The organism is Gordonia neofelifaecis NRRL B-59395 (assembly GCF_000192435.1).
GTDB classification, from domain to species: Bacteria; Actinomycetota; Actinomycetes; order Mycobacteriales; family Mycobacteriaceae; genus Gordonia; species Gordonia neofelifaecis.
In genome coordinates this window covers 133,871-152,941 of the sequence record NZ_AEUD01000012.1, presented here as the reverse complement: position 1 = coordinate 152,941, position 19,071 = coordinate 133,871, and the positions used below count along the sequence as shown (strand labels likewise).

Sequence of the window (19,071 nt, the reverse complement as noted above, 5' to 3'; positions counted from 1 at the left end):
GCACACCACCGCCGCTTGACAAACATAGAAGCGTCTCGCTCAACCAGCGGTGGGGTGGTGCAGTCCGTTGATTGCGGCGCGGGGCGGTTTCTGGTGTTTGAGTGCGGAGTCGTCCTCCCGTTGATTGAGCGAGCGGAGCGAGTCGAAATCTCTGGTGCGGGGGTTTCGACTCGCTCCGCTCGCTCAACCAACGGTTGGAGTCGCTCGACCCGCGGTGGTCGTCGCTCAAACGGGCCGGCCGTCAACGGCGCCGTCAAGATCCGGACAAGGGCCGTATAGATCGCGTTAAGACCTCTGGTGCAACGGATTTCGTGGGACCAGCGTGAAGGTGGGCCCGCCGACGGGTGCGGGCCGCTGGATCGAGGAGGCCGGAAATGGCTGACATGGTGATGGTCGGCATCGCCGTGCTCGCGATCGCCGCGTGCGCGGCGTTGCTGTACGCGCTGGAGCGGGGGACGGGGCGATGACCGGGGCGGGGACGTTGTCGGTGGTGTTGCTGATCGTGGCGATCGGCGTCGTCGGATATCTGGTGGCAGCGTTGCTGTACCCGGACAAGTTCTAAAGGGCCGGTGCATTGAGTGACTTCTCGGCCGGCCTTCTGCAGCTGGCATTCATCCTGGTCGTGCTCGCGGTCGTCTACGTACCGCTCGGCGACTACATGGCGCGCATGTATCGGTCCACCAGGGACCTGATGCCCGAGCGCCTGCTCTACCGCATGATCGGCGTGAACCCCCGCGCGAGCCAGACCTGGCGCGGGTACGGACTCTCGGTCCTCGGGTTCTCCGGCGTCTCGATCCTGGTCCTGTACGCGCTGCAACGGCTTCAGGGCCACCTCCCGTGGTCCGACGGCAAGCCGGGCATGTCACCGACCGTCGCGTTCAACACGGCGATCTCGTTCGTCGCCAACACCAACTGGCAGTCGTACGAGCCCGAGACCGTCATCGGTGATCTGACGCAGATGCTGGGCCTCGCGGTTCAGAACTTCCTGTCCGCGGCGGTGGGCATGGCGGTTGCGATCGCGCTCGTGCGCGGCATCATCAGCCGGCGCGGCACCGGGGAGATCGGCAACTTCTGGGTCGATCTGGTGCGGGGCACCTTCCGCATCCTGCTGCCGCTGGCCTTCGTGATCGCGACGATCTTCGTCCTGCAGGGCGCGGTGCAGTCGTGGCACACCGCCGCCGACTTCACCACGGTCGACGGCAGCATCGGCCGGGTCCCGCTGGGCCCGTTCGCCTCCCAGGAGGCCATCAAACTCCTCGGCACCAACGGTGGCGGCACTTACGGCGCGAACTCGGCGCATCCGTTCTCCAACCCGACGCCGCTGACCAACGCCGTACAGGTGCTGGCCATCCTGATCATCCCGGTCAGCCTCACCCGGACATACGGAAACCTGGTCCGCGACCACCGGCAGGGACTCACCCTGCTCGGGGTCATGGCGGTGATCTGGGGAGCGATGCTCGCCCTGGTCTGGACCTTCGAGTCGCGGACCGACGGGGTGGCGTCGCAGGCGGCGGGCGCGATGCTCGAAGGCAAGGAGTATCGCTTCGGGACTCCCGGCACCGCGCTGTTCGCGGTATCGACCACGGGGACCTCGACCGGCGCCGTCAATGCCGCCCACGACAGCTTCGCGGCGGCCTCCGGCGGTGGACTGCTGTGGAACATGCTGCTCGGCGAGGTGGCACCCGGCGGCGTCGGCTCCGGCCTCTACGGGCTCCTGGTCCTGGCGATCATCACGGTGTTCGTCGGTGGGCTGCTGGTCGGCCGCTCGCCGGAGTTCCTCGGCAAGCGGATCGGGCAGAAGGAGATCACCGTCGCCGCGCTGTACGTGCTGGTCATGCCCGCCGTGGTGCTGACCGGCTCCGCGATCACCGTGCTCCTCGGATCGACGCCGGCGGCGCTCGGCAACGACGGCCCGCGCGGCAGCGACGGCGCCATCCACGGCTTCAGCGAGATCCTGTACGCCTACGCGTCGGCCACCAACAACAACGGCAGCGCCTTCGGCGGACTCAGCGCGACCAGCGACTGGCTGCAGATCTCACTCGGCCTCGCGATGCTGTTCGGCCGTCTGGTCCCCATCGTGCTCGTGCTGGCTCTCGCGGGACTGCTGGCACGGCAGAAGCCGAAGCTCGACGAGGCCACCGGCTCACCCGGACACAGCGTCGCGACTCTGCCGACCAGCGGAATCCTGTACGGCGCACTACTTCTCGGCACCACACTGCTGGTCGCCGGACTCACCTTCTTCCCGGCGATGGCGCTGGGACCGATCGCGGAGGCACTGCGATGAGTGACAAGGACATCGTTCGCAGCGGGGCGTTCGACACGCGGCAACTGGTGTCGTCGCTGCCGCAGGCCCTGCGGAAGCTGAATCCGCGCGATCAGGCGCGGAACCCGGTGATGTTCGTCGTCTACCTGGGCGCGTTGATCACCACCGTCCTGGCGATCATCTATCCGTCGGTGTTCGCCTGGGTGATCGTCGTCTGGCTGTGGTTCACGGTGATCTTCGCCGGACTGGCCGAGGCCGTCGCCGAGGGTCGTGGCCGCGCGCAGGCCGACAGCCTCCGGAAGGTCAAGCGCGACACCGTCGCCCGCGTGCTGGGCGACGACGGCGCGATCACCGAGCTCCCCGGCTCCGAGCTGCGGCTCGGCATGCGGATCGTGGTCGAGGCGGGGGAGACGATCGCCGGCGACGGAGACGTCGTCGAAGGCATCGCCACCGTCGACGAGTCGGCGATCACCGGTGAGTCGGCGCCGGTGGTCCGCGAGTCCGGCGGCGACCGGTCCGCGGTGACCGGCGGCACGGTGGTGCTCTCGGACCGCATCGTCGTGCAGATCACCGCCGAGCCAGGGAGCACGTTCGTCGATCGGATGATCGCGCTGGTCGAAGGCGCGTCGCGGAAGAAGACCCCGAACGAGATCGCGCTCGACATCCTGCTGACCGCGTTGACCATCATCTTCCTGCTGGCCGTCGTGGCCATCGGACCGATGCAGAGTTACGCGGGTGAGGCGGCTGATCCGATCAAGCTGATCGCCCTGTTGGTCTGTCTGATCCCGACGACGATCGGCGCGCTGCTGTCGTCGATCGGCATCGCGGGCATGGACCGGCTGGTGCAGCGCAACGTGCTCGCCATGTCCGGCCGCGCGGTGGAGGCCGCGGGCGACATCGACACCCTGCTGATGGACAAGACCGGAACCATCACCTTCGGCAACCGCCGGGCCACCGAGTTCCATCCCGCCGACGGAGTGGAACTCGTCGAACTCGCCGACGTGGCGTACCGCTGCAGCCTGGCCGACGACACCCCCGAAGGCCGCAGCATCATCGACCTCGCGCTCAGCCGTTACGAGGTGACACCGCTCGACGAGGTGGACGTCGCGGCCGCCCGATCCGGCGCCGATCCGCGGTTCACCGTGGTGCCGTTCACCGCGCAGACTCGCATGAGCGGCGTCGATTTGGACAAGAACGGACAGGTCAGCGAGTACCGCAAGGGTGCGGCCGACGCTGTGGAGAAGTGGGTCGGCACGTTGACCGCCCAGGTGCGGAAAGACGTGGACGCGATCTCGACCCGCGGCGGCACACCGCTGGTGGTCGGGATCAGGACGGGGCTCCGCCGCCATGTGCGCCGTGCTGAGCGAGCGGAGCGAGTCGAAGTGCTGGGCGTCGTCGAACTGTCGGACGTGGTGAAACCCGGCATGACCGATCGGTTCGCCCAACTGCGCGCCATGGGCATCCGGACGGTGATGGTGACCGGCGACAATCCGCTCACCGCCAAGGCGATCGCGGCGGAAGCCGGTGTCGACGACTTCATCGCGCAGGCGACGCCCGAGGACAAGCTCGAGCTGATCCGGAAGGAGCAGTCGGGCGGACGGCTGGTCGCGATGACCGGCGACGGCACCAATGACGCCCCGGCCCTCGCCCAGGCCGACGTCGGGCTCGCGATGAACACCGGAACGATGGCCGCCAAAGAGGCCGGCAACATGGTCGACCTCGACTCCGACCCCACCAAGCTCATCGAGGTGGTGGCCATCGGCAAGCAGCTGCTCATCACCCGCGGCGCGCTCACGACGTTCTCGCTCGCGAACGACCTCGCGAAGTACTTCGCGATCCTGCCCGCGATGTTCAGCGCGGTGTACCCGCAGCTCGACGCACTCAACATCATGCGCCTCCACTCGGCGGAGTCGGCGATCGTCTCGGCGGTGGTGTTCAACGCCCTCATCATCGTCGCGTTGATCCCGTTGTCGCTGAAGGGGGTTCGTTACCGGGCGACGAGCGCGGCCAACCTGCTGCGCCGGAACCTGCTGATCTACGGGCTCGGCGGCGTGGTGACACCGTTCATCGGCATCTGGTTGATCGATCTGCTCGTCCGGCTGCTGCCGGGGATGGGGTGAGAGATGAAGAACGTATTCGTGAGTCTGGCTCGGCAGAGCGTGGTGGCGTTGCTCGCGCTGGTGACGCTGACGGTCGTCGTCGGCGGGCTGTACCCGGTCGCGGTATGGGGGATGTCCCGCTTCGACTCCGCCGCGGCCGAGGGGTCGTTCGTGACCGACGGGCAGGGCTGCCGGTCGTCGGACCTGCTGGGACTGGACCAGCAGGTGCCCGCAGGCCAGGCGGATCCGTACCTGCACAATCGGGTCGCGGGCGGCGCGGACGATCCGATGGCGCCCGGCGACGCGTCCGCTTCCGGCGCGAGCAACCTCGGGCCCAACAGCCCGGAACTGGTGAAGATCATCGACACCCGCCGGGCCGTGATCGCCAAGCGCGAAGGCGCGCCGCCCGCGGAGGTTCCTGCGGACGCGGTCACCGGCTCGGGGTCGGGCCTGGACCCCGACATCAGCCCGGCGTACGCCGATCTGCAGGTGCCGCGCATCGCCCGGGCCCTGGACCTCTCGCCGTCGGTGGTCCGCGCCATCATCGCCGACCACACCAGCGGCCGCCAGTTGGGTTTCCTCGGACAGGAACGGGTCAACGTCCAGCAGGTGAACCGCGACCTCGGAATCTCCGGCCCGCAGCCGCATGACACCCGCTGCCGATAGCATCGGCGACATGCCCGCCGCAGAGGAACCACGAGGTCAACTCGAGGTGTTTCTCGGCTGCGCGCCGGGCGTCGGCAAGACGTACGAGATGCTCGCTCAGGCGCGCACGCTCGCGGACGAGGGCGTCGACGTCGTCGTGGGCGTCGTCGAATCCCACGGCCGCGCGGCCACCGCCGCACTCGTGGACGGTCTCGAAGTGATCGAGCGGGTGCCGGTGGAGTATCGCGGGACGGTGCTTCTCGAGATGGATCTCGACGCGGTGCTCGCGCGCGACCCCGAACTCGTCCTGGTCGACGAGCTCGCTCACAGCAACGCGCCCGGCATGCAGAACGAGAAGCGCTGGCAGGACATCGAAGTGCTGCGCGACGCCGGGATCGACGTGCTCTCGACGGTCAACATCCAGCATTTCGAGAGCCTGAACGACGTCGTCGCACAGATCACCGGGGTCACTCAGCGGGAGACCGTGCCCGACGCGGTGGTGCGCGGCGCCGATCAGATCGAGCTCGTCGACATCGAACCCCGGGCACTGCGTCAGCGGCTCGCGCAGGGCAAGGTCTACGACGCCGGGCGGATCGACGGCGCGCTGGCGAACTTCTTCCGGCAGGGCAACCTGACCGCGCTGCGTGAACTGGCGCTGCTGTGGCTCGCCGACCGGGTCGACGACAAGCTGGCCGCCTACCGGGCGGCCAACGCCATCACCGACACCTGGGAGGCGCGCGAACGCGTGGTCGTCTCGGTGACCGGAGGGCCCGAGTCGGCGGGACTGATCCGTCGCGCCGGTCGGATCGCCTCCCGGTCGAGTGCGGAACTGCTCGTGGTCCACGTGGTTCGGGGCGACGGACTCACCGACCGCGGCGCCGTCGACGTCGGCGGGCTGCGGAAACTCGCGAGCAGCATCGGAGCCGGCTTCTACTCGGTGGTCGGCGACGACGTCCCGCAGACCCTGCTGGAGTTCGCACGCGCCATGAACGCCACCCAGCTCGTGCTCGGGACGTCGCGTCGGTCCCGGTGGCAGCGGCTCTTCGACGAGGGCGTCGGGGCGGCGGTCGTGCGCGACAGCGGTCGCATCGACGTCCACATGGTCACCCATGACAAGGCCGCGGTGCGCAATCGACTCGATATCCGCGACACGCGATTCCATCGGCCGGGCAGCTGGATTCTGGCGGTTCTCGCGCCGGTCGCTCTCACCGGGCTGCTCACCGTCATCGACCGGTACCTGGGGTTCGCCAGTCAGTCGGCACTGTTCTTCGTGGTGATCCTGGCCGTCGCACTGCTCGGCGGCGTCGTTCCCGCGGCGCTCTCGGCCGTGATGTCGGGCCTGCTGCTGAACTATTTCTTCGCCGCACCGAGATTCACCTTCACGATCGCCGAGCCGGACAACATCATCACCATCGTGGTGATGCTGATCATCGCCATCGCTGTCGCCGCACTGGTGGATTCGGCGACCGTGCGGAGGCGTCAGGCGCAACGGGCCGGGCGGGACGCCGAACTGCTGGCCCTGTTCTCCAGCGCTGTCTTGGACGGCGCAGGAGTGTCGGGGCTGCTTCAGCGCGTCCGCGAGACATACCAGCAGACCTCGGTCGCCGTCGCACGCAGGGAGGACCGCACCGAGACGATCGCGCATTCGGTCGGCGACGACCCGCCGCGGACCGCGGCCGAGGCCGACACCGTCTGTCCCGCGGCCGGAGGCGAGTACGAGCTGCTGCTGCGCGGCCCGGAGGTCGGAGCTGCCGATCAGCGGGTGCTCGCGGCGGTCGCGAGCCAGGTAGCCGCGGCCGTCGAACGCGACCGGCTGGAGGCGGAGGCCGCAGAGGCCGATGAGCTCGCCCGCACCGACGAGCTGAGGCGCGCGCTGCTGGCTGCGGTGAGCCACGACCTGCGGACGCCCCTGGCGGCGGCCAAAGCGGCCGCGTCGAGTCTGCGCAGTCCGGAGGTCACCTTCAGCGAGGAGGACACGGCGGAGCTGCTGGCGACCGTCGAGGAGTCGATCGACCAGCTGGCGTCGCTGGTCGGCAATCTGCTCGACTCGTCGCGTCTGGCGGCCGGAGTGGTCCGACCGCAGCGGGAACGGACATATCTGCCGGAGGTGATTCACCGGGCCGGCGCCGCGGTGACCCGGCGGGCCCCGGGCAACCCCGAGATCTCCGTGGAGATCGCCTGCGATTGGGCACTCACCGATGCCGGGTTATTGGAACGGGCGCTGGCGAACCTCATCGACAATGCCCTGCGGCACGGCGGCGGGAATGTCGAGGTCCGTACCGATCTGGTGCAGGCGTCGGGCCGCGGTGCGGACGATTCCGACGCGCCGCGCTGTCGCATCCGGGTGATCGATCACGGCGCCGGTATCCCGGTGGCCGAGCGTTCCCGGGTGTTCACCCCGTTCCATCAATACGGCGATCAGAATCGTCAGACGTCCGGGGTCGGGCTGGGACTGTCGGTGGCGAGCGGGTTCGTCTCGGCGATCGGAGGCACGTTGGTCGCCGCTCAGACACCCGGCGGCGGGACCACGATGGTCGTCGAACTGCCCGCGTTCGACGGCGCGAGCGAACGGGGAGAGGAGGCGGCCGATGGCTGAGCACGGGCACGTGCTGGTGGTCGACGACGAGCCACAGCTCCTGCGCGCACTCCGGATCAACCTGCGCGCCAGGGGATTCGAGGTGACCACGGCCGCCACCGGCGCGCAGGCGCTGGAGGCGGCGAGCAAGCGTCCGCCGGACGTCGTGGTGCTCGACCTCGGACTTCCGGACATGGACGGCTTCACCGTCCTCGCCGGGCTGCGCGGGTGGACTTCGGTGCCGGTGATCGTGCTGTCGGCGCGAACGGACGCCGCGGACAAGGTCCAGGCGCTCGACGCCGGCGCCGACGACTACGTGACGAAACCGTTCGGCATGGAGGAGTTCCTGGCGCGACTCCGCGCGGCGATCCGTCGTGGCACCGCGTCCGGGATTCCCGCAGAGGCGCCGGTGGTTCGCGCGGGCGCCCTCGAAGTGGATCTGGCGGCCAAACGCGTCACCCGGGACGGTGAGCCGGTGCGGCTCACGCCGACCGAGTGGGGTGTCCTCGAACTGCTCGTGCGCAGCGAGCCGAATCTGGTCGGGCAGCGCGAGATCCTCACGGCGGTGTGGGGGCCCACCTACGTGAACCAGACCAACTATCTGCGGGTGTATCTGGCGGCCTTGCGCCGGAAACTGGAGGCCGATCCGTCGCATCCCCGGCATCTGATCACCGAGGCCGGCATGGGATACCGATTCGTGCGGTGAGCCCCGGCGGTCGCCGCGGTTCCGCAGTACGCTCGGCCCCATGTCCGACACCGTCGCGAGCGTCGCCGCCGCCAAGTACGTCATGCTCACCACCTACAAGAAGGACGGCACAGCCGTCGCGTCGCCGCTGTGGGCCGCCCCCGACGGGGACGACATGCTGCTCTGGACGGTCGTCGACTCGTGGAAGGTCAAACGGCTGCGCCGCAACAACAACGTGCTGGTGCAGGCGTGCGACGCGCGCGGCGGCAAGACGCACGGCCCGCAGGTCGCCGGCGTGGCGGAGGTCATCGACCGTCAGCCGGCGGCCGACGCGATCGTCCGGAAGTACGGCCTCATCGGCCGACTGACGATCTGGGGATCGTCGATTCGCCGCGGTGCGTCGGGCACGGTCGGGATCCGCGTCCGAGACGTGTTGTAGGGAGTCGTGGCGGACGGGGTCTCGATACGCTCGTCACTTCGTTCCTCGCTACTCGACCGGCCTGGGGCGGGCTGCTTTTTCAGGGTTGTCGAGTAGGTGAGGAGCGTAGCGACGAGCCGTATCGAGACATGCTGGGGCGTGGGTTGTTTCGGGGTCTCGATATGCCGCGGCGCTTGCGCGCCGGGGCTACTCGACCGGCCTGGGCTGGCGGCTGCCTTCTCAGCCTGGGGCGGGCTGCTTTTCAGGGTTGTCGAGTAGGTGAGGAGCGTAGCGACGAGCCGTATCGAGACAGGGTGAGCGATCAGTCCGACAGCAGGGCCAGGGCGACGCGGAGGTAGGCCTGCGCCGCCGTCACGAGCTCGGCGAGGGAGACGGACTCGTCGGGCTGATGAGCCTGGCCGTTGATGTCGCCGGGGCCCATCACCACCGTCGGAATGCCGAGCGCGGAACTGGTCCAGCCGCCGTCGCACGCCGCGGTCCAGCCGCCGACCGAGGTCGGAGCTCCCGAGTCGACGACCGCCTGCGCGGTGGCCGTCACCAGCGGATGGTCCTCGGGGGTTGCGAACCCGGGCAGGAACATCGTCGGAGTCACCGACACGGTGATGCCATCGGAATCGATTCCCGCGGAACGGATCTCGTCGGATAAACGCCTGCCGATCTCATGGACGTCCTCGCCAGGCATCAGCCTGCGGTCGACGCCCATCGAGCAGCTCGGGGCGACCACGGAGATGCCCTGCCCGCCCTGGATGGTGCCGACGTTCCAGGTGCCGAAGCCGAGCAACGGATCGGGGTCGGCGGCCATGCGGCGTTGATCGGCCCCGATCACCTCGATGACCCTCGCCGCCGCGTCGATCGCGCTCGCACCGTCGCTGGGACGACCCGAGTGCGCGGCCCGGCCGGTCACCTCGACGTCGAAGTACGACGCCCCACGGCATCCGCGGACCACCTCCAGCCGAGTCGGTTCGGCGACGATGCAGCCCAGGTGCTCGCCGGCCGGCGGGTGCTCGACCAGATGCCGAACCCCGACGCCGTGCTCCTCCTCATCCACGGTGACGACCAGCCGCACGGGGCCGGACACGTCGACGCCGTCGGCCACTGCTTGGGCGACGGCTTTCATCGCCACGACCGCCGCGGCGATTCCGCCCTTCATGTCGGTGGCGCCCCGGCCGATGATCAGGTCGCCGTCGCGGCGGGGAACGAACGGGTCACCGGTCCAGCCGGGACCCGGCGGCACCACGTCCGAGTGACCGAGGAACATCAGGCCCGGTCCGTCGGCGTCGCCGTTCACCGTGGCGACGAGATTCGGTCGACCCGGGGCCGCCTCGGAGACCTGCACCTCGAAGCCGGCGTCGCGGCATGCCTGCGCCAGTACCTCGACCGCCGCCTCCTCCGTGCCGCCCGGATTCACGCTCGGGACCGCCACCAGCGCGCACGTCAGCGCTTCCACCTCGGCGGGGTCGATCGTCGCGGCCGACGCGTCGGCGGTCTCTCGGCGGCGGGGCTCCATCGGCGGCCTTTCTGCGTCAGCTTTGAGTCGTCGGGCGCATCGACGGCCCTCGATAGTAGGCTATGCCCGATGGCCATTGTGTATTTCGTGATTGCGGTGCTCGCGCTTGTCGGTGCGGGCGCCCTGTTGTGGCTGGACCGGAACCGGTCGCAACAGGTTCACCACCAGCGCGCTGTGTGGGGCGAGACGCATTCCTTCAAGTTCCGCGAGACCGACAGCAAGCTCCGCACCGTGTTCCATCGTGCCGCGATGGACGCGCCGGAGCACGTTCAGGTGCGCGACGTCGCCTACGGCGTGTACGAGGGCGCTGAAGCGGTCGTCTTCGACCTGGAGGAGACCGCCACGGTGGTCGCCGTTCGCCGCCCCGCAGCGTCGGCGGTCACCGTCGACCTGCGGTACGAGGACGTGCTGGCCCCCGCCGAAGACGATGTCGACCTGCTCGGCGCGATGGGCTCGCGCGTGATGTTCGCGAGCAATCTCGACGCCGCCCGCCGCATCTGCGATCGACGCATGGTGACACTCGCCACCGATACCCCGGCCTACGTCGAGATCCTGTGGAACGAGGGCAACTGGGCGCTGGGCGCCATGCCGGTCACCACGGAGGACGAGCGGTTGGACGTCGCGCTGGACGCTGTGCGCCGCTTCGCCGATCTGCTGCGTGTGCTGCCTCCGGCGGTCGTGCCGCAGGACGCCCCGGACCCTCGCGATCCGCACGGACCGACCAACGACGAGCTGGCCGACGAGAAGACCGAGTCGCTCCGCGACTCCGAACGCCGGCGTCGTGCGCAGGCCGCCGCGGCACCGGAGCCGCGACCGTCGCGCCTCGACGCGACCCCGCGCCCCGCCGACCAGACCGGTCCCTCGCGCGTGGAGCCCATCCGTCGTCCGGCACCGCGCCCGGCCGCCGATCCGCGTACCTCGCGGGAGCGGTTCGCCCCGCCGAACCTGCCGCCGCTGAACGACCCGCGCGAGCGCTGACCTCCCGGGTCGCCCGACTCGCTGATCTCTTCTTCCGACGCCTCCAAAGGAGCTGGTGACCCATGTCGGCATCCGATGCCACCCCCGCCGTCGACGCCGCCGCACGCGCCCGCCTGGCCGAACTCGTCACCGAGTTGGCCGTAGTCCACGGCAAGGTGACGCTGTCGTCCGGCAAGGAGGCCGACTACTACGTCGACTTGCGTCGCGCGACCCTCCACGCGGAGGCGAGCCGGCTGATCGGCGCCCTGATGCGGCAGTTGACCGCGGACTGGGAGTACGTCTCGGTCGGCGGTCTGACCCTGGGCGCCGACCCGGTGGCGACGTCGATCATGCACGCCGACGGCCCGGCGATCGACTCGTTCGTCGTCCGCAAGGCGGCCAAGACGCACGGGATGCTCGAGCCACCCCGACGGCTGCCGTCGATCCCCGCTGCGGCGAGGGGTACGGCAGCTCGACGTGTGCTGGTCGTCGAGGACACGTCCACCACCGGAGCCTCCCCGTCGCAGGCGGTCGAGGCGGCGCGTGAAGCGGGTGCCGAAGTGGTCGGTGTTGCGACCGTCGTCGACCGCGCGACGGGCGCCGACGACGTCATCACCGCGCTCGGCGTGCCGTACCGGTCGTTGCTGGGGCTGGCCGACCTCGGTCTTGCCTGACCGGCCGGAGTCCGACCCGGACTCGACCGCCGCCGGACCCACCGAGTGGGTCACCGGAATCGGACCCGCGATCGGTGTCGGTCCGTGGATCGAGGAGTGCGAGGGGCCGCTGCCGGGCGACCCCCGCTACGACCGGGAACTGCTCGCCGAGGGTGATCGCCGCAACGTGGTCGACGCGTACCGCTACTGGACGCGCGAGGCGATCGTGGCCGACCTCGACACCAGACGCCATGACTTTCACGTCGCGATCGAGAACTGGGGCCACGACTCGAACATCGGCACGGTGGTGCGCACCGCCAATGCGTTCCTGGCCGCCGAAGTGCACATCGTCGGCCGACGGCGATGGAACCGGCGCGGCGCAATGGTCACCGACCGCTACCAGCACCTCCGTCACCACGCGACGGTAGACGAGCTGATGGCGTGGGCGCGCGAGCACGACCTCACGGTGGTCGCCGTCGACAACACGCCGGGCGCCGTCGCGCTCGAACGGACCGAACTGCCGCGGCGGGCGCTGCTCGTGTTCGGGCAGGAGGGTCCGGGGGTCAGCGATGAGACTCAGGATCGCGCCGACCTGACCGTGTCGATCGCACAGTTCGGCTCCACTCGCAGTATCAACGCCGGCGTCGCCGCGGGCATCGTCATGCATTCGTGGATCGCGCGGCACGCCGATCTCGACGACGCCTGGTGAGCGCGGGCCGCAGCGGTCGGGCCGATGACCTGAACCGCCCTACTCATCGGTAGTGTTCTACATCACATTCGCCGCTCGCTCTTCCATTCGTAAGTCGCCTGACTGATTATTGACGGGCGCAATGCTGTCGATGCGCGAGCGAGAGGGGGTGTGAGAGTAGTTGGCCGACGTCACCCGGCGGTGACGGGCGCGAGCCAGAGGCCGACGAGGCCGTCGACCATCGATTCGGAGAATCCTGACCACGACGTGATGTCGAGGGCGCCGAGTTCGTTCCTTCTGTGTTCGAAGTCGGCGAAAGTCGAGATCAGGATGTTCTGCGACATCAGGTTCCGGACTCGGACCGCCTCCTCCGGCAGTGCCGGGAGGGTTCGGTAGAGGCCGCTGAGGATGTCGGCGAGGGGCTGGGATTCGGCGCCTTCGCGATAGACGAGTTCGACGGATGCCGGATCGTTCGCGAGCTGGCGCCAGAACTGGCCGTAATACGTTGGGCCGGGGCTTGTTCCGATGTGCTCGAGTTGCGGTTGGACGAGGCATCGGAGCCAGTCGCGAACCTGGGAGACGTAGCCGACCTCGGAGACCATGCGGGCGCGGATGGCGTCGATCGGTTCCTGATGTGACCGGAGCAGTTCGCGGATCAGTTCGGTGCGGGACCCGAAGTGGTAGCCGACCGCGAAGTTGTTGCCCTGGCCGGCGGCTTCGCTGATCTGTCTGTTCGACACCGCCGTCAGGCCGTGCTCGGCGAACAGTCGCTCAGCGGCCGCCAGAAGGCGGGCCCGCGTCTCGTCGGCCCTGCTGCTGCGGTCGGCACTCACCCTGACATGATCCCCCATCGCTCCGAGCGGGCGGTCGGAGGTCTGAATCGACACGCGCGTGTTAAGTCGTACGACTTAGAAATATTGCTCGACCCGCCACCGGACTTCGCAGCCGAGAGTCAAGACGAAAGGACCGCCAATGCCGACACCCACTCCGATTCCTCGACGATCGGTGACGCGGAGGAGTTTCCTCGCCGGCTCGACAGCCGCCGTCGCCGGCGTCGCGGTGGCCGGTGCCTCCGGAGCTGTGGCCGCCGCGCCGCGCCGCGTGCGGACCACGGCCTCGGAGCATCGCGTGATCGTCGTCGGATCGGGTTTCGGCGGCGCCGTCACCGCCCTGCGGCTGACGCAGGCGGGTGTTCGGGTGCTCCTGCTCGAGCGGGGGCGTGAGTGGAAGACCGGGCCGAACGCACACACCTTTCCGAATCCGACGTCGCCCGACAAACGCGCGCTGTGGCACCGCAGCGCGCCGCAGTTGTTCGGCAGGCCGTTCTCGCCCGAGCCGTATGCGGGCCTGATCGACGCGGTGGTCGGAGACAACATGACCGCGGTGACCGCGGCCGGCCTCGGCGGTGGCAGCCTCGTCTACCAGGGGATGACCCTGGAGCCGGCGGAAGCGGTGTTCAACGAGCACCTGCCCGAGCAACTCGACTGGCAGCGGATGCACAACATCTACTACCCGCGCGTCGCCGAGATGCTTCAGATCGCGACCGCACCGGACCGGTTGATCCGGACGCCGCAGTACCGGGCCGCTCGCGTGTTCGCCGCGCAGGCGCGCCGGGCCGGACTTCCGGTGTCGAAGATCCCGATGCCGATCGACTGGCAGTTCGCGCTCGACGAGATCGCCGGCCGGATGCGCCCGTCGTACACCGACGGGTCCGGCGCGCTCGGCGTCAACAACGGAGGCAAGCACAGTGTCGACGTCACCTATCTGCGTCAGGCCCGCGCCACCGGGTTGCTGACGGTGGCGACGCTCCACGAGGTGAACGACGTGGCACGTGATCGCGCAGGCAAGTGGACGCTCGAGGTCAGTCAGACCGACGTGAACGGCACGACCGTCGCTCGCAAGACGCTGACGACGCCGACCCTCGTGATGGCGGCGGGCAGCGTGCACACCACGCGACTGCTGCTGCGGGCTCGCGGATCGGGAGCCGTCGGCGACCTGCCGGACGCCATCGGCACCGGGTGGGGGACCAACGCGGACCGCATCTACGTGTGGTCGAACCCGGGGCTGGAGTTCGGTGCGAAACAGGGTGGGCCGGTGGTCTTCGGCAGCCTGAACTGGGACTCGCCCGACAACGCGCACACGCTGATCCAGGCGTCGATCCCGTCACTCGGCATGGAGCCGCACAGCACCATGATGGTCGGCTACGGCGTCAGTCGCGCGCGCGGCGCGTTCCGGTACGACTCCGCACGCGGCGACGCCCGACTGCACTGGCCGGCAGACGGCGACCGTCGCATCCAGTGGGGTCACATCCATCCGACGGCGGTGAAGATCGCCGGGGCGGGGTCGGTGCTGACCGACTCGAACCGATTCCTCAACACCACCTGGCATCCGCTCGGCGGCGCCGCGATGGGCGCCGTCTGCGACCTGTCGGGACGGGTCCATGGGCAACGTGGCCTGTATGTGCTCGACGGAGCCCTGATCCCCGGGACCTCGGCGGCGTGCAACCCGTCGATGACCATCGCCGCCGTCGCCGAACGCGCACTCGACGACATCGTCCGGCACGACGTCGGCCGGGTGATCTGACCGCCGTCAGAGACGGGTCAGCGCGAGCACCGGGATCACGCGGATCCCCTCGGCCTTGACCTCGTATTCGGCGAATCCCGGGTACCGGCGTGCCTGCTCCGCGTAGATGCTGTCCCGGCGGTCGCCGGTGACCTCTGCGACGGCGACGTCGTAGGTCTGCGTCCCACGTTCGACAGTTGCGCGGCCCGCATCGGTCAGGTTGTAGTACCAGGCGGGGTTGCTGGGAGCGCCGCCCTTGCTCGCGAAGACGTAGACGGTGGCCGGGTCGTCCTCGTCGGCCAGGTACATCATCGGCGTCACCGTCTGGCGGCCCGACTTACGGCCCACGTGGTGCACCAGCAGCATCGGTGCGCCGTCGAACGGCCCGCCGACTCGGCCCTCGTTGGCGCGGAACTCCTCGATGACATCGGTGTTCCAGTCACTCATCGTCTCTGCTCCTCGTTCGGTCGGGATCTTCTCGGATGGGTCTCCCGGCCAACTCTAGGCCGCCGGTTCTAGGCAGCGGGCAGATCGGAGCTGTCGTGCACGGTTCGACTGATCGGTCCGAGACGGGACTGGACCCGATCGATCACGTCGGCCAGCTGGATCGGGTCGTTGACGTCGGCGACCATCGCGACGGTGTAGCCGTTGTTGCCGATCATGAACGGCAGAACGGGGGAGTAACTGCTGCTGACGACTGCCATCGGCCGGCGATCCGCGGCGAGCCGAGCGGCATAGGCGGCGACCGACTCGTCGTCCAGGATGAGCAGCGGGATGTCTGTGGGGGTGATCTTCTTGTGCGTCATGCGACCAGCATCGACCCCGGACGTGCGACAGCGATGCGAGCCGACTTCGGGTTCGCTGTGAACGCCGCGAACCCCGGACCGAGTGGTCCGGGGCTCGCGGCGGCTCTCAGCGGCGCGTCATTCGAGTTCGACAGCGCTCTCGTTCTTCTGGCTGCGTCGGCGGCGCAGCCACTCGTAGACCATCGGCAGCACCGAGACCAGCACGATCAGAATGAAGATCGGCTCGATCAGCTTCTGGATGATCTCGAACTGGCCGAGCCAGTAGCCGAGCAGGACGATGCCTGCACCCCAGACGATCGCACCGACCACGTTGTAGATGGTGAAGACCGCGAACTTCATCCGCGCCGCGCCGGCGACGATCGGGGCGAGTGTGCGGACGATCGGCACGAAGCGAGCCAGGAAGATGGTGACCGGGCCGTGCTTCTCGAAGAACTCGTGCGCCTCGTCGATGTAGCGCTGCTTGAGGAACCGGGCGTCGGGTTTGAACATCGAGGTGCCCGCGTAACGACCGATCCAGTAGCCGACCTGACCGCCGAGGACGGCCGCGATCGGCACCCCGATCAGCAGCGGCCACAGGCTCAGTCCGGAGTCGGCGACCTGGGACGCATGCTCGCCGGCCTCGCCCGCCGCGATCAGACCCGCGACGAATAGCAGCGAGTCGCCGGGCAGCACGGGGAACAGCACGCCCGATTCGATGAAGACGACGAGGAGAAGGCCCCAGAACGCGGCCGCCCCGAAGTATCCGATCAGGTTGAACGGGTCCATGAATCCGGGCATCAGTGCCACGTTGGTCGTGGTCTCGGCAAGCAGAGTGTCGATCACGGGGCCTTAGCTTACCGTCAGTGCCTTCGAGAACCCTTAACGCTGCAGTTGACAGGGGACCGCCCGAGCCGTCGGAGGCTACCGTCATACTGGATCGGACAGTTACAAACGAGTGGAAAACATCCACCGGCTCGCTTAGGACGTGAGAATGCCTATCGCAACCCCCGAGAAGTACGCCGAGATGCTGGCCAAGGCCAAGGCGGACGGCTATGCGTTCCCCGCCATCAACTGCACCTCGTCGGAGACCGTCAACGCGGCCATCAAGGGATTCGCCGACGCGGGCAGTGACGGCATCATCCAGTTCTCGACCGGCGGCGCCGAGTTCGGTTCGGGTCTGGGCGTCAAGGACATGGTGACCGGCGCCGTCGCACTCGCCGAGTTCGCGCACGTGATCGCCGACAAGTACGACGTGACCATCGCGCTGCACACCGACCACTGCCCCAAGGACAAGCTCGACGGTTTCGTCCGCCCGCTGCTGGAGATCTCGCGCGAGCGCGTCGCGAACGGCCAGAATCCGCTGTTCCAGTCGCACATGTGGGACGGCTCGGCCGTGCCGATCGACGAGAACCTCGAGATCGCCCAGGAACTCCTCGCCAAGGCCAACGAGGCGAACATCATCCTCGAGGTCGAGATCGGTGTCGTCGGCGGCGAGGAGGACGGTGTCGAGAACGAGATCAACGAGAAGCTGTACACCTCGGTCGAGGACTTCGAGAAGACCGTCGACGCGCTCGGCACCGGTGAGAAGGGCAAGTACCTGCTGGCCGCCACGTTCGGCAACGTGCACGGCGTGTACAAGCCGGGCGGCGTGAAGCTGCGCCCGAGCGTGCTCAAGGAAGGCCAGGACGCCGCGATCGCCAAGCTCGGTCTGGACGCCGACGCCAAGCCGTTCGACTTCGTCTTCCACGGCGGATCCGGCTCGGCCAAGAGCGAGATCGAAGAGGCCGTCAGCTACGGCGTCATCAAGATGAACGTCGACACCGACACCCAGTACGCCTTCACCCGCCCCGTCGCTGCGCACATGTTCAGCAACTACGACGGTGTGCTGAAGGTCGACGGCGAGGTCGGCAACAAGAAGGTCTACGACCCGCGCAGCTACCTGAAGAAGGCGGAGACCTCGATGGCCGAGCGCGTCGTCGAGGCCTGCAACGACCTCGGGTCGTCGGGCAAGTCCATCGGTCGCTGACGCGGCCCGGCCGGAATCCTTCGGCCGAGTAGAGGAAGTCCCCCGGAGCCGAGCTCCGGGGGACTTCCTCTACTTCTGCGACCGCCGGGTCTGCGCGACTACGGCTGCTTGCAGACCTTCCAGGTGCCGTCCACATTCTGCAGGGTGATCTGGGCGGGCGCCGTCTTCGACGGATCGTTGCTCGGATACATGTCGACGCCGACGCGTGCGGTGTCGCCGTTGATCTCGACGGCCTTGACGTCGTCGAAGGTCATCAACTCGTTCCGGTTCTTCTGCGCCTCGTACGCCTTCTGGAACGCCGCGTCGGGGATCTTGGAGTAGTAGGCGTACTCCTCGCCGCACGTGACCTCACGGAGCTTGTCGAGATCGCCCGAGGTCATCGCGTTCTGGTAGTCCTTCGCGGCCTCGGCGACCTTGTGCTCGGGCGAGCTGCCGACGAGCGCGTACCAGAGTCCGATGGCGATGGCCGCGATCACGATCACCACGGCGATCAGAATCCCGACCATCTTGCCGCGGCTGCGCTTCTCGTCGGAGGCCTGCGCGGGTGCGACGACCTGGGGCGCGGACTTTCCGGCTCCGGCGGAGGCGGCTGCAGCCCCGCCGGCCGCGACTCCGGCGGCCGCCGCGGCGGCAGCGGGCACCTTCATCTCAGTGGTGGGGGCCTCGGACGCCGCGACCTCGGGAGCCGGGATCTGCTCGGTCGGGGTCGCATCGCCGACGGCGGCTTCGTCGTCCGGCGTCTCGTCTGCGGTCGCTTCGTCTGCGGGCAGCTCGATCGAGTGCTCGACCAGGCTCGCCTTCTCAACCGCGTCGGCGTCGATGGCGCTGTCGATCTCGGCTGCCTCGCCGGTCAGCGGATCGCCGACCACGTTCTCCTCGACGAGATCGTCGGTACCGGAGTCGGACTCCGCCGCGGCGGCGGCACTGACCTGCGCTGGAATCTTGAACGCCTTGGTCGGTGTCTCAGAATTGCCGCCGCCCTGCGGCTCGGGGGCCTCTTCGAGCTTCTTCACCGGAGTCGGCTCGGTCGCGGACTCTGCGGCAGTGTCTGCGGGCGCCTCCGTCGCGTCGGCCTTGCCCTGCTCGCGCTGGGCACGGAAAGCACCGACCACCTTGTCGATGGCAGCCGAAGTGTCTTTGTCCGAATCAGACATCTACTCAATTTCCAATGTTCGTCGGGGACCGTG

The 19,071-nt window shown here is 68.6% G+C and carries 18 protein-coding genes; 12 read left to right on the top strand and 6 right to left on the bottom strand.

Going from position 1 to position 19,071, the window contains the following annotated elements; translation table 11 throughout:
* Positions 1-463: 463 nt before the first annotated feature.
* From kdpF to SCNU_RS14180, 7 genes are read left to right on the top strand one after another with little or no spacing between them, the layout of a single operon-like run.
* On the top strand, positions 464-562 hold the full coding sequence (gene kdpF / locus SCNU_RS20215) for a K(+)-transporting ATPase subunit F (RefSeq protein WP_009680081.1): 99 nt from the start codon (positions 464-466) through the stop codon (positions 560-562).
* 12 nt (positions 563-574) lie between these two features.
* Positions 575-2,284, top strand: a complete 1,710-nt coding sequence (gene kdpA, locus SCNU_RS14205) for a potassium-transporting ATPase subunit KdpA (protein WP_009680080.1) — start codon at positions 575-577, stop codon at positions 2,282-2,284.
* A complete protein-coding gene (gene kdpB / locus SCNU_RS14200; protein WP_009680079.1) occupies positions 2,281-4,383 on the top strand; it encodes a potassium-transporting ATPase subunit KdpB in 2,103 nt (700 codons plus the stop codon). The genes kdpA and kdpB overlap by 4 nt, the downstream gene beginning before the upstream one ends.
* Positions 4,384-4,386: 3 nt before the next feature.
* Complete coding sequence (locus SCNU_RS14195) at positions 4,387-5,028, top strand: potassium-transporting ATPase subunit C (protein WP_009680078.1); 642 nt, start codon at positions 4,387-4,389, stop codon at positions 5,026-5,028.
* A 10-nt stretch (positions 5,029-5,038) separates the two neighbouring features.
* The gene (locus SCNU_RS14190; protein ID WP_040518501.1) at positions 5,039-7,603 is read left to right on the top strand and encodes a DUF4118 domain-containing protein; all 2,565 of its coding nucleotides are present in this window, start codon (positions 5,039-5,041) and stop codon (positions 7,601-7,603) included.
* Positions 7,596-8,288 carry a response regulator gene (locus tag SCNU_RS14185; RefSeq protein ID WP_009680076.1) on the top strand — a complete coding sequence of 231 codons (693 nt, stop codon included), beginning with the start codon at positions 7,596-7,598 and terminating at the stop codon, positions 8,286-8,288. The genes SCNU_RS14190 and SCNU_RS14185 overlap by 8 nt, the downstream gene beginning before the upstream one ends.
* Before the next feature lie 40 nt (positions 8,289-8,328).
* Positions 8,329-8,706: a PPOX class F420-dependent oxidoreductase gene (locus tag SCNU_RS14180; protein WP_009680075.1), complete on the top strand. Its 378-nt coding sequence runs from the start codon at positions 8,329-8,331 to the stop codon at positions 8,704-8,706.
* Positions 8,707-9,007: 301 nt separating this feature from the next.
* On the opposite strand, the gene SCNU_RS14175 is transcribed toward SCNU_RS14180, so the two are convergent.
* The gene (locus SCNU_RS14175; RefSeq protein ID WP_009680074.1) at positions 9,008-10,213 is read right to left on the bottom strand and encodes a M20 family metallopeptidase; all 1,206 of its coding nucleotides are present in this window, start codon (positions 10,211-10,213) and stop codon (positions 9,008-9,010) included.
* 69 nt (positions 10,214-10,282) lie between these two features.
* On the opposite strand from SCNU_RS14175, the gene SCNU_RS14170 reads away from it, so the two are divergent.
* The 3 genes from SCNU_RS14170 to SCNU_RS14160 all read left to right on the top strand — a co-directional run bounded on the left by SCNU_RS14170 (position 10,283) and on the right by SCNU_RS14160 (position 12,532).
* A complete protein-coding gene (locus SCNU_RS14170; protein WP_009680073.1) occupies positions 10,283-11,191 on the top strand; it encodes a type III secretion system chaperone family protein in 909 nt (302 codons plus the stop codon).
* Between the two features lie 62 nt (positions 11,192-11,253).
* The gene (locus SCNU_RS14165; protein ID WP_009680072.1) at positions 11,254-11,844 is read left to right on the top strand and encodes an orotate phosphoribosyltransferase; all 591 of its coding nucleotides are present in this window, start codon (positions 11,254-11,256) and stop codon (positions 11,842-11,844) included.
* A complete protein-coding gene (locus SCNU_RS14160; protein WP_009680071.1) occupies positions 11,837-12,532 on the top strand; it encodes a TrmH family RNA methyltransferase in 696 nt (231 codons plus the stop codon). The genes SCNU_RS14165 and SCNU_RS14160 overlap by 8 nt, the downstream gene beginning before the upstream one ends.
* 170 nt (positions 12,533-12,702) lie before the next feature.
* Here SCNU_RS14160 and SCNU_RS14155 read toward each other — a convergent pair whose 3' ends face one another.
* On the bottom strand, positions 12,703-13,344 hold the full coding sequence (locus tag SCNU_RS14155) for a TetR/AcrR family transcriptional regulator (RefSeq protein WP_050792836.1): 642 nt from the start codon (positions 13,342-13,344) through the stop codon (positions 12,703-12,705).
* 139 nt (positions 13,345-13,483) lie between these two features.
* Between SCNU_RS14155 and SCNU_RS14150 the strand changes: the two genes are divergently transcribed.
* Positions 13,484-15,094, top strand: a complete 1,611-nt coding sequence (locus tag SCNU_RS14150) for a GMC oxidoreductase (protein ID WP_040518475.1) — start codon at positions 13,484-13,486, stop codon at positions 15,092-15,094.
* A 6-nt stretch (positions 15,095-15,100) separates the two neighbouring features.
* On the opposite strand, the gene SCNU_RS14145 is transcribed toward SCNU_RS14150, so the two are convergent.
* The 3 genes from SCNU_RS14145 to SCNU_RS14135 form a co-directional block, all read right to left on the bottom strand.
* A complete protein-coding gene (locus tag SCNU_RS14145; protein ID WP_009680068.1) occupies positions 15,101-15,520 on the bottom strand; it encodes a nitroreductase family deazaflavin-dependent oxidoreductase in 420 nt (139 codons plus the stop codon).
* A gap of 68 nt (positions 15,521-15,588) precedes the next feature.
* On the bottom strand, positions 15,589-15,879 hold the full coding sequence (locus tag SCNU_RS14140) for a hypothetical protein (RefSeq protein WP_009680067.1): 291 nt from the start codon (positions 15,877-15,879) through the stop codon (positions 15,589-15,591).
* Positions 15,880-15,996: 117 nt separating this feature from the next.
* On the bottom strand, positions 15,997-16,701 hold the full coding sequence (locus tag SCNU_RS14135) for a DedA family protein (RefSeq protein WP_009680066.1): 705 nt from the start codon (positions 16,699-16,701) through the stop codon (positions 15,997-15,999).
* 148 nt (positions 16,702-16,849) lie between these two features.
* On the opposite strand from SCNU_RS14135, the gene fbaA reads away from it, so the two are divergent.
* Positions 16,850-17,884, top strand: a complete 1,035-nt coding sequence (gene fbaA, locus SCNU_RS14130) for a class II fructose-bisphosphate aldolase (protein WP_009680065.1) — start codon at positions 16,850-16,852, stop codon at positions 17,882-17,884.
* Between the two features lie 98 nt (positions 17,885-17,982).
* Here fbaA and SCNU_RS14125 read toward each other — a convergent pair whose 3' ends face one another.
* Complete coding sequence (locus tag SCNU_RS14125) at positions 17,983-19,038, bottom strand: Rv0361 family membrane protein (protein ID WP_009680064.1); 1,056 nt, start codon at positions 19,036-19,038, stop codon at positions 17,983-17,985.
* Between the last annotated feature and the right edge of the window lie 33 nt (positions 19,039-19,071).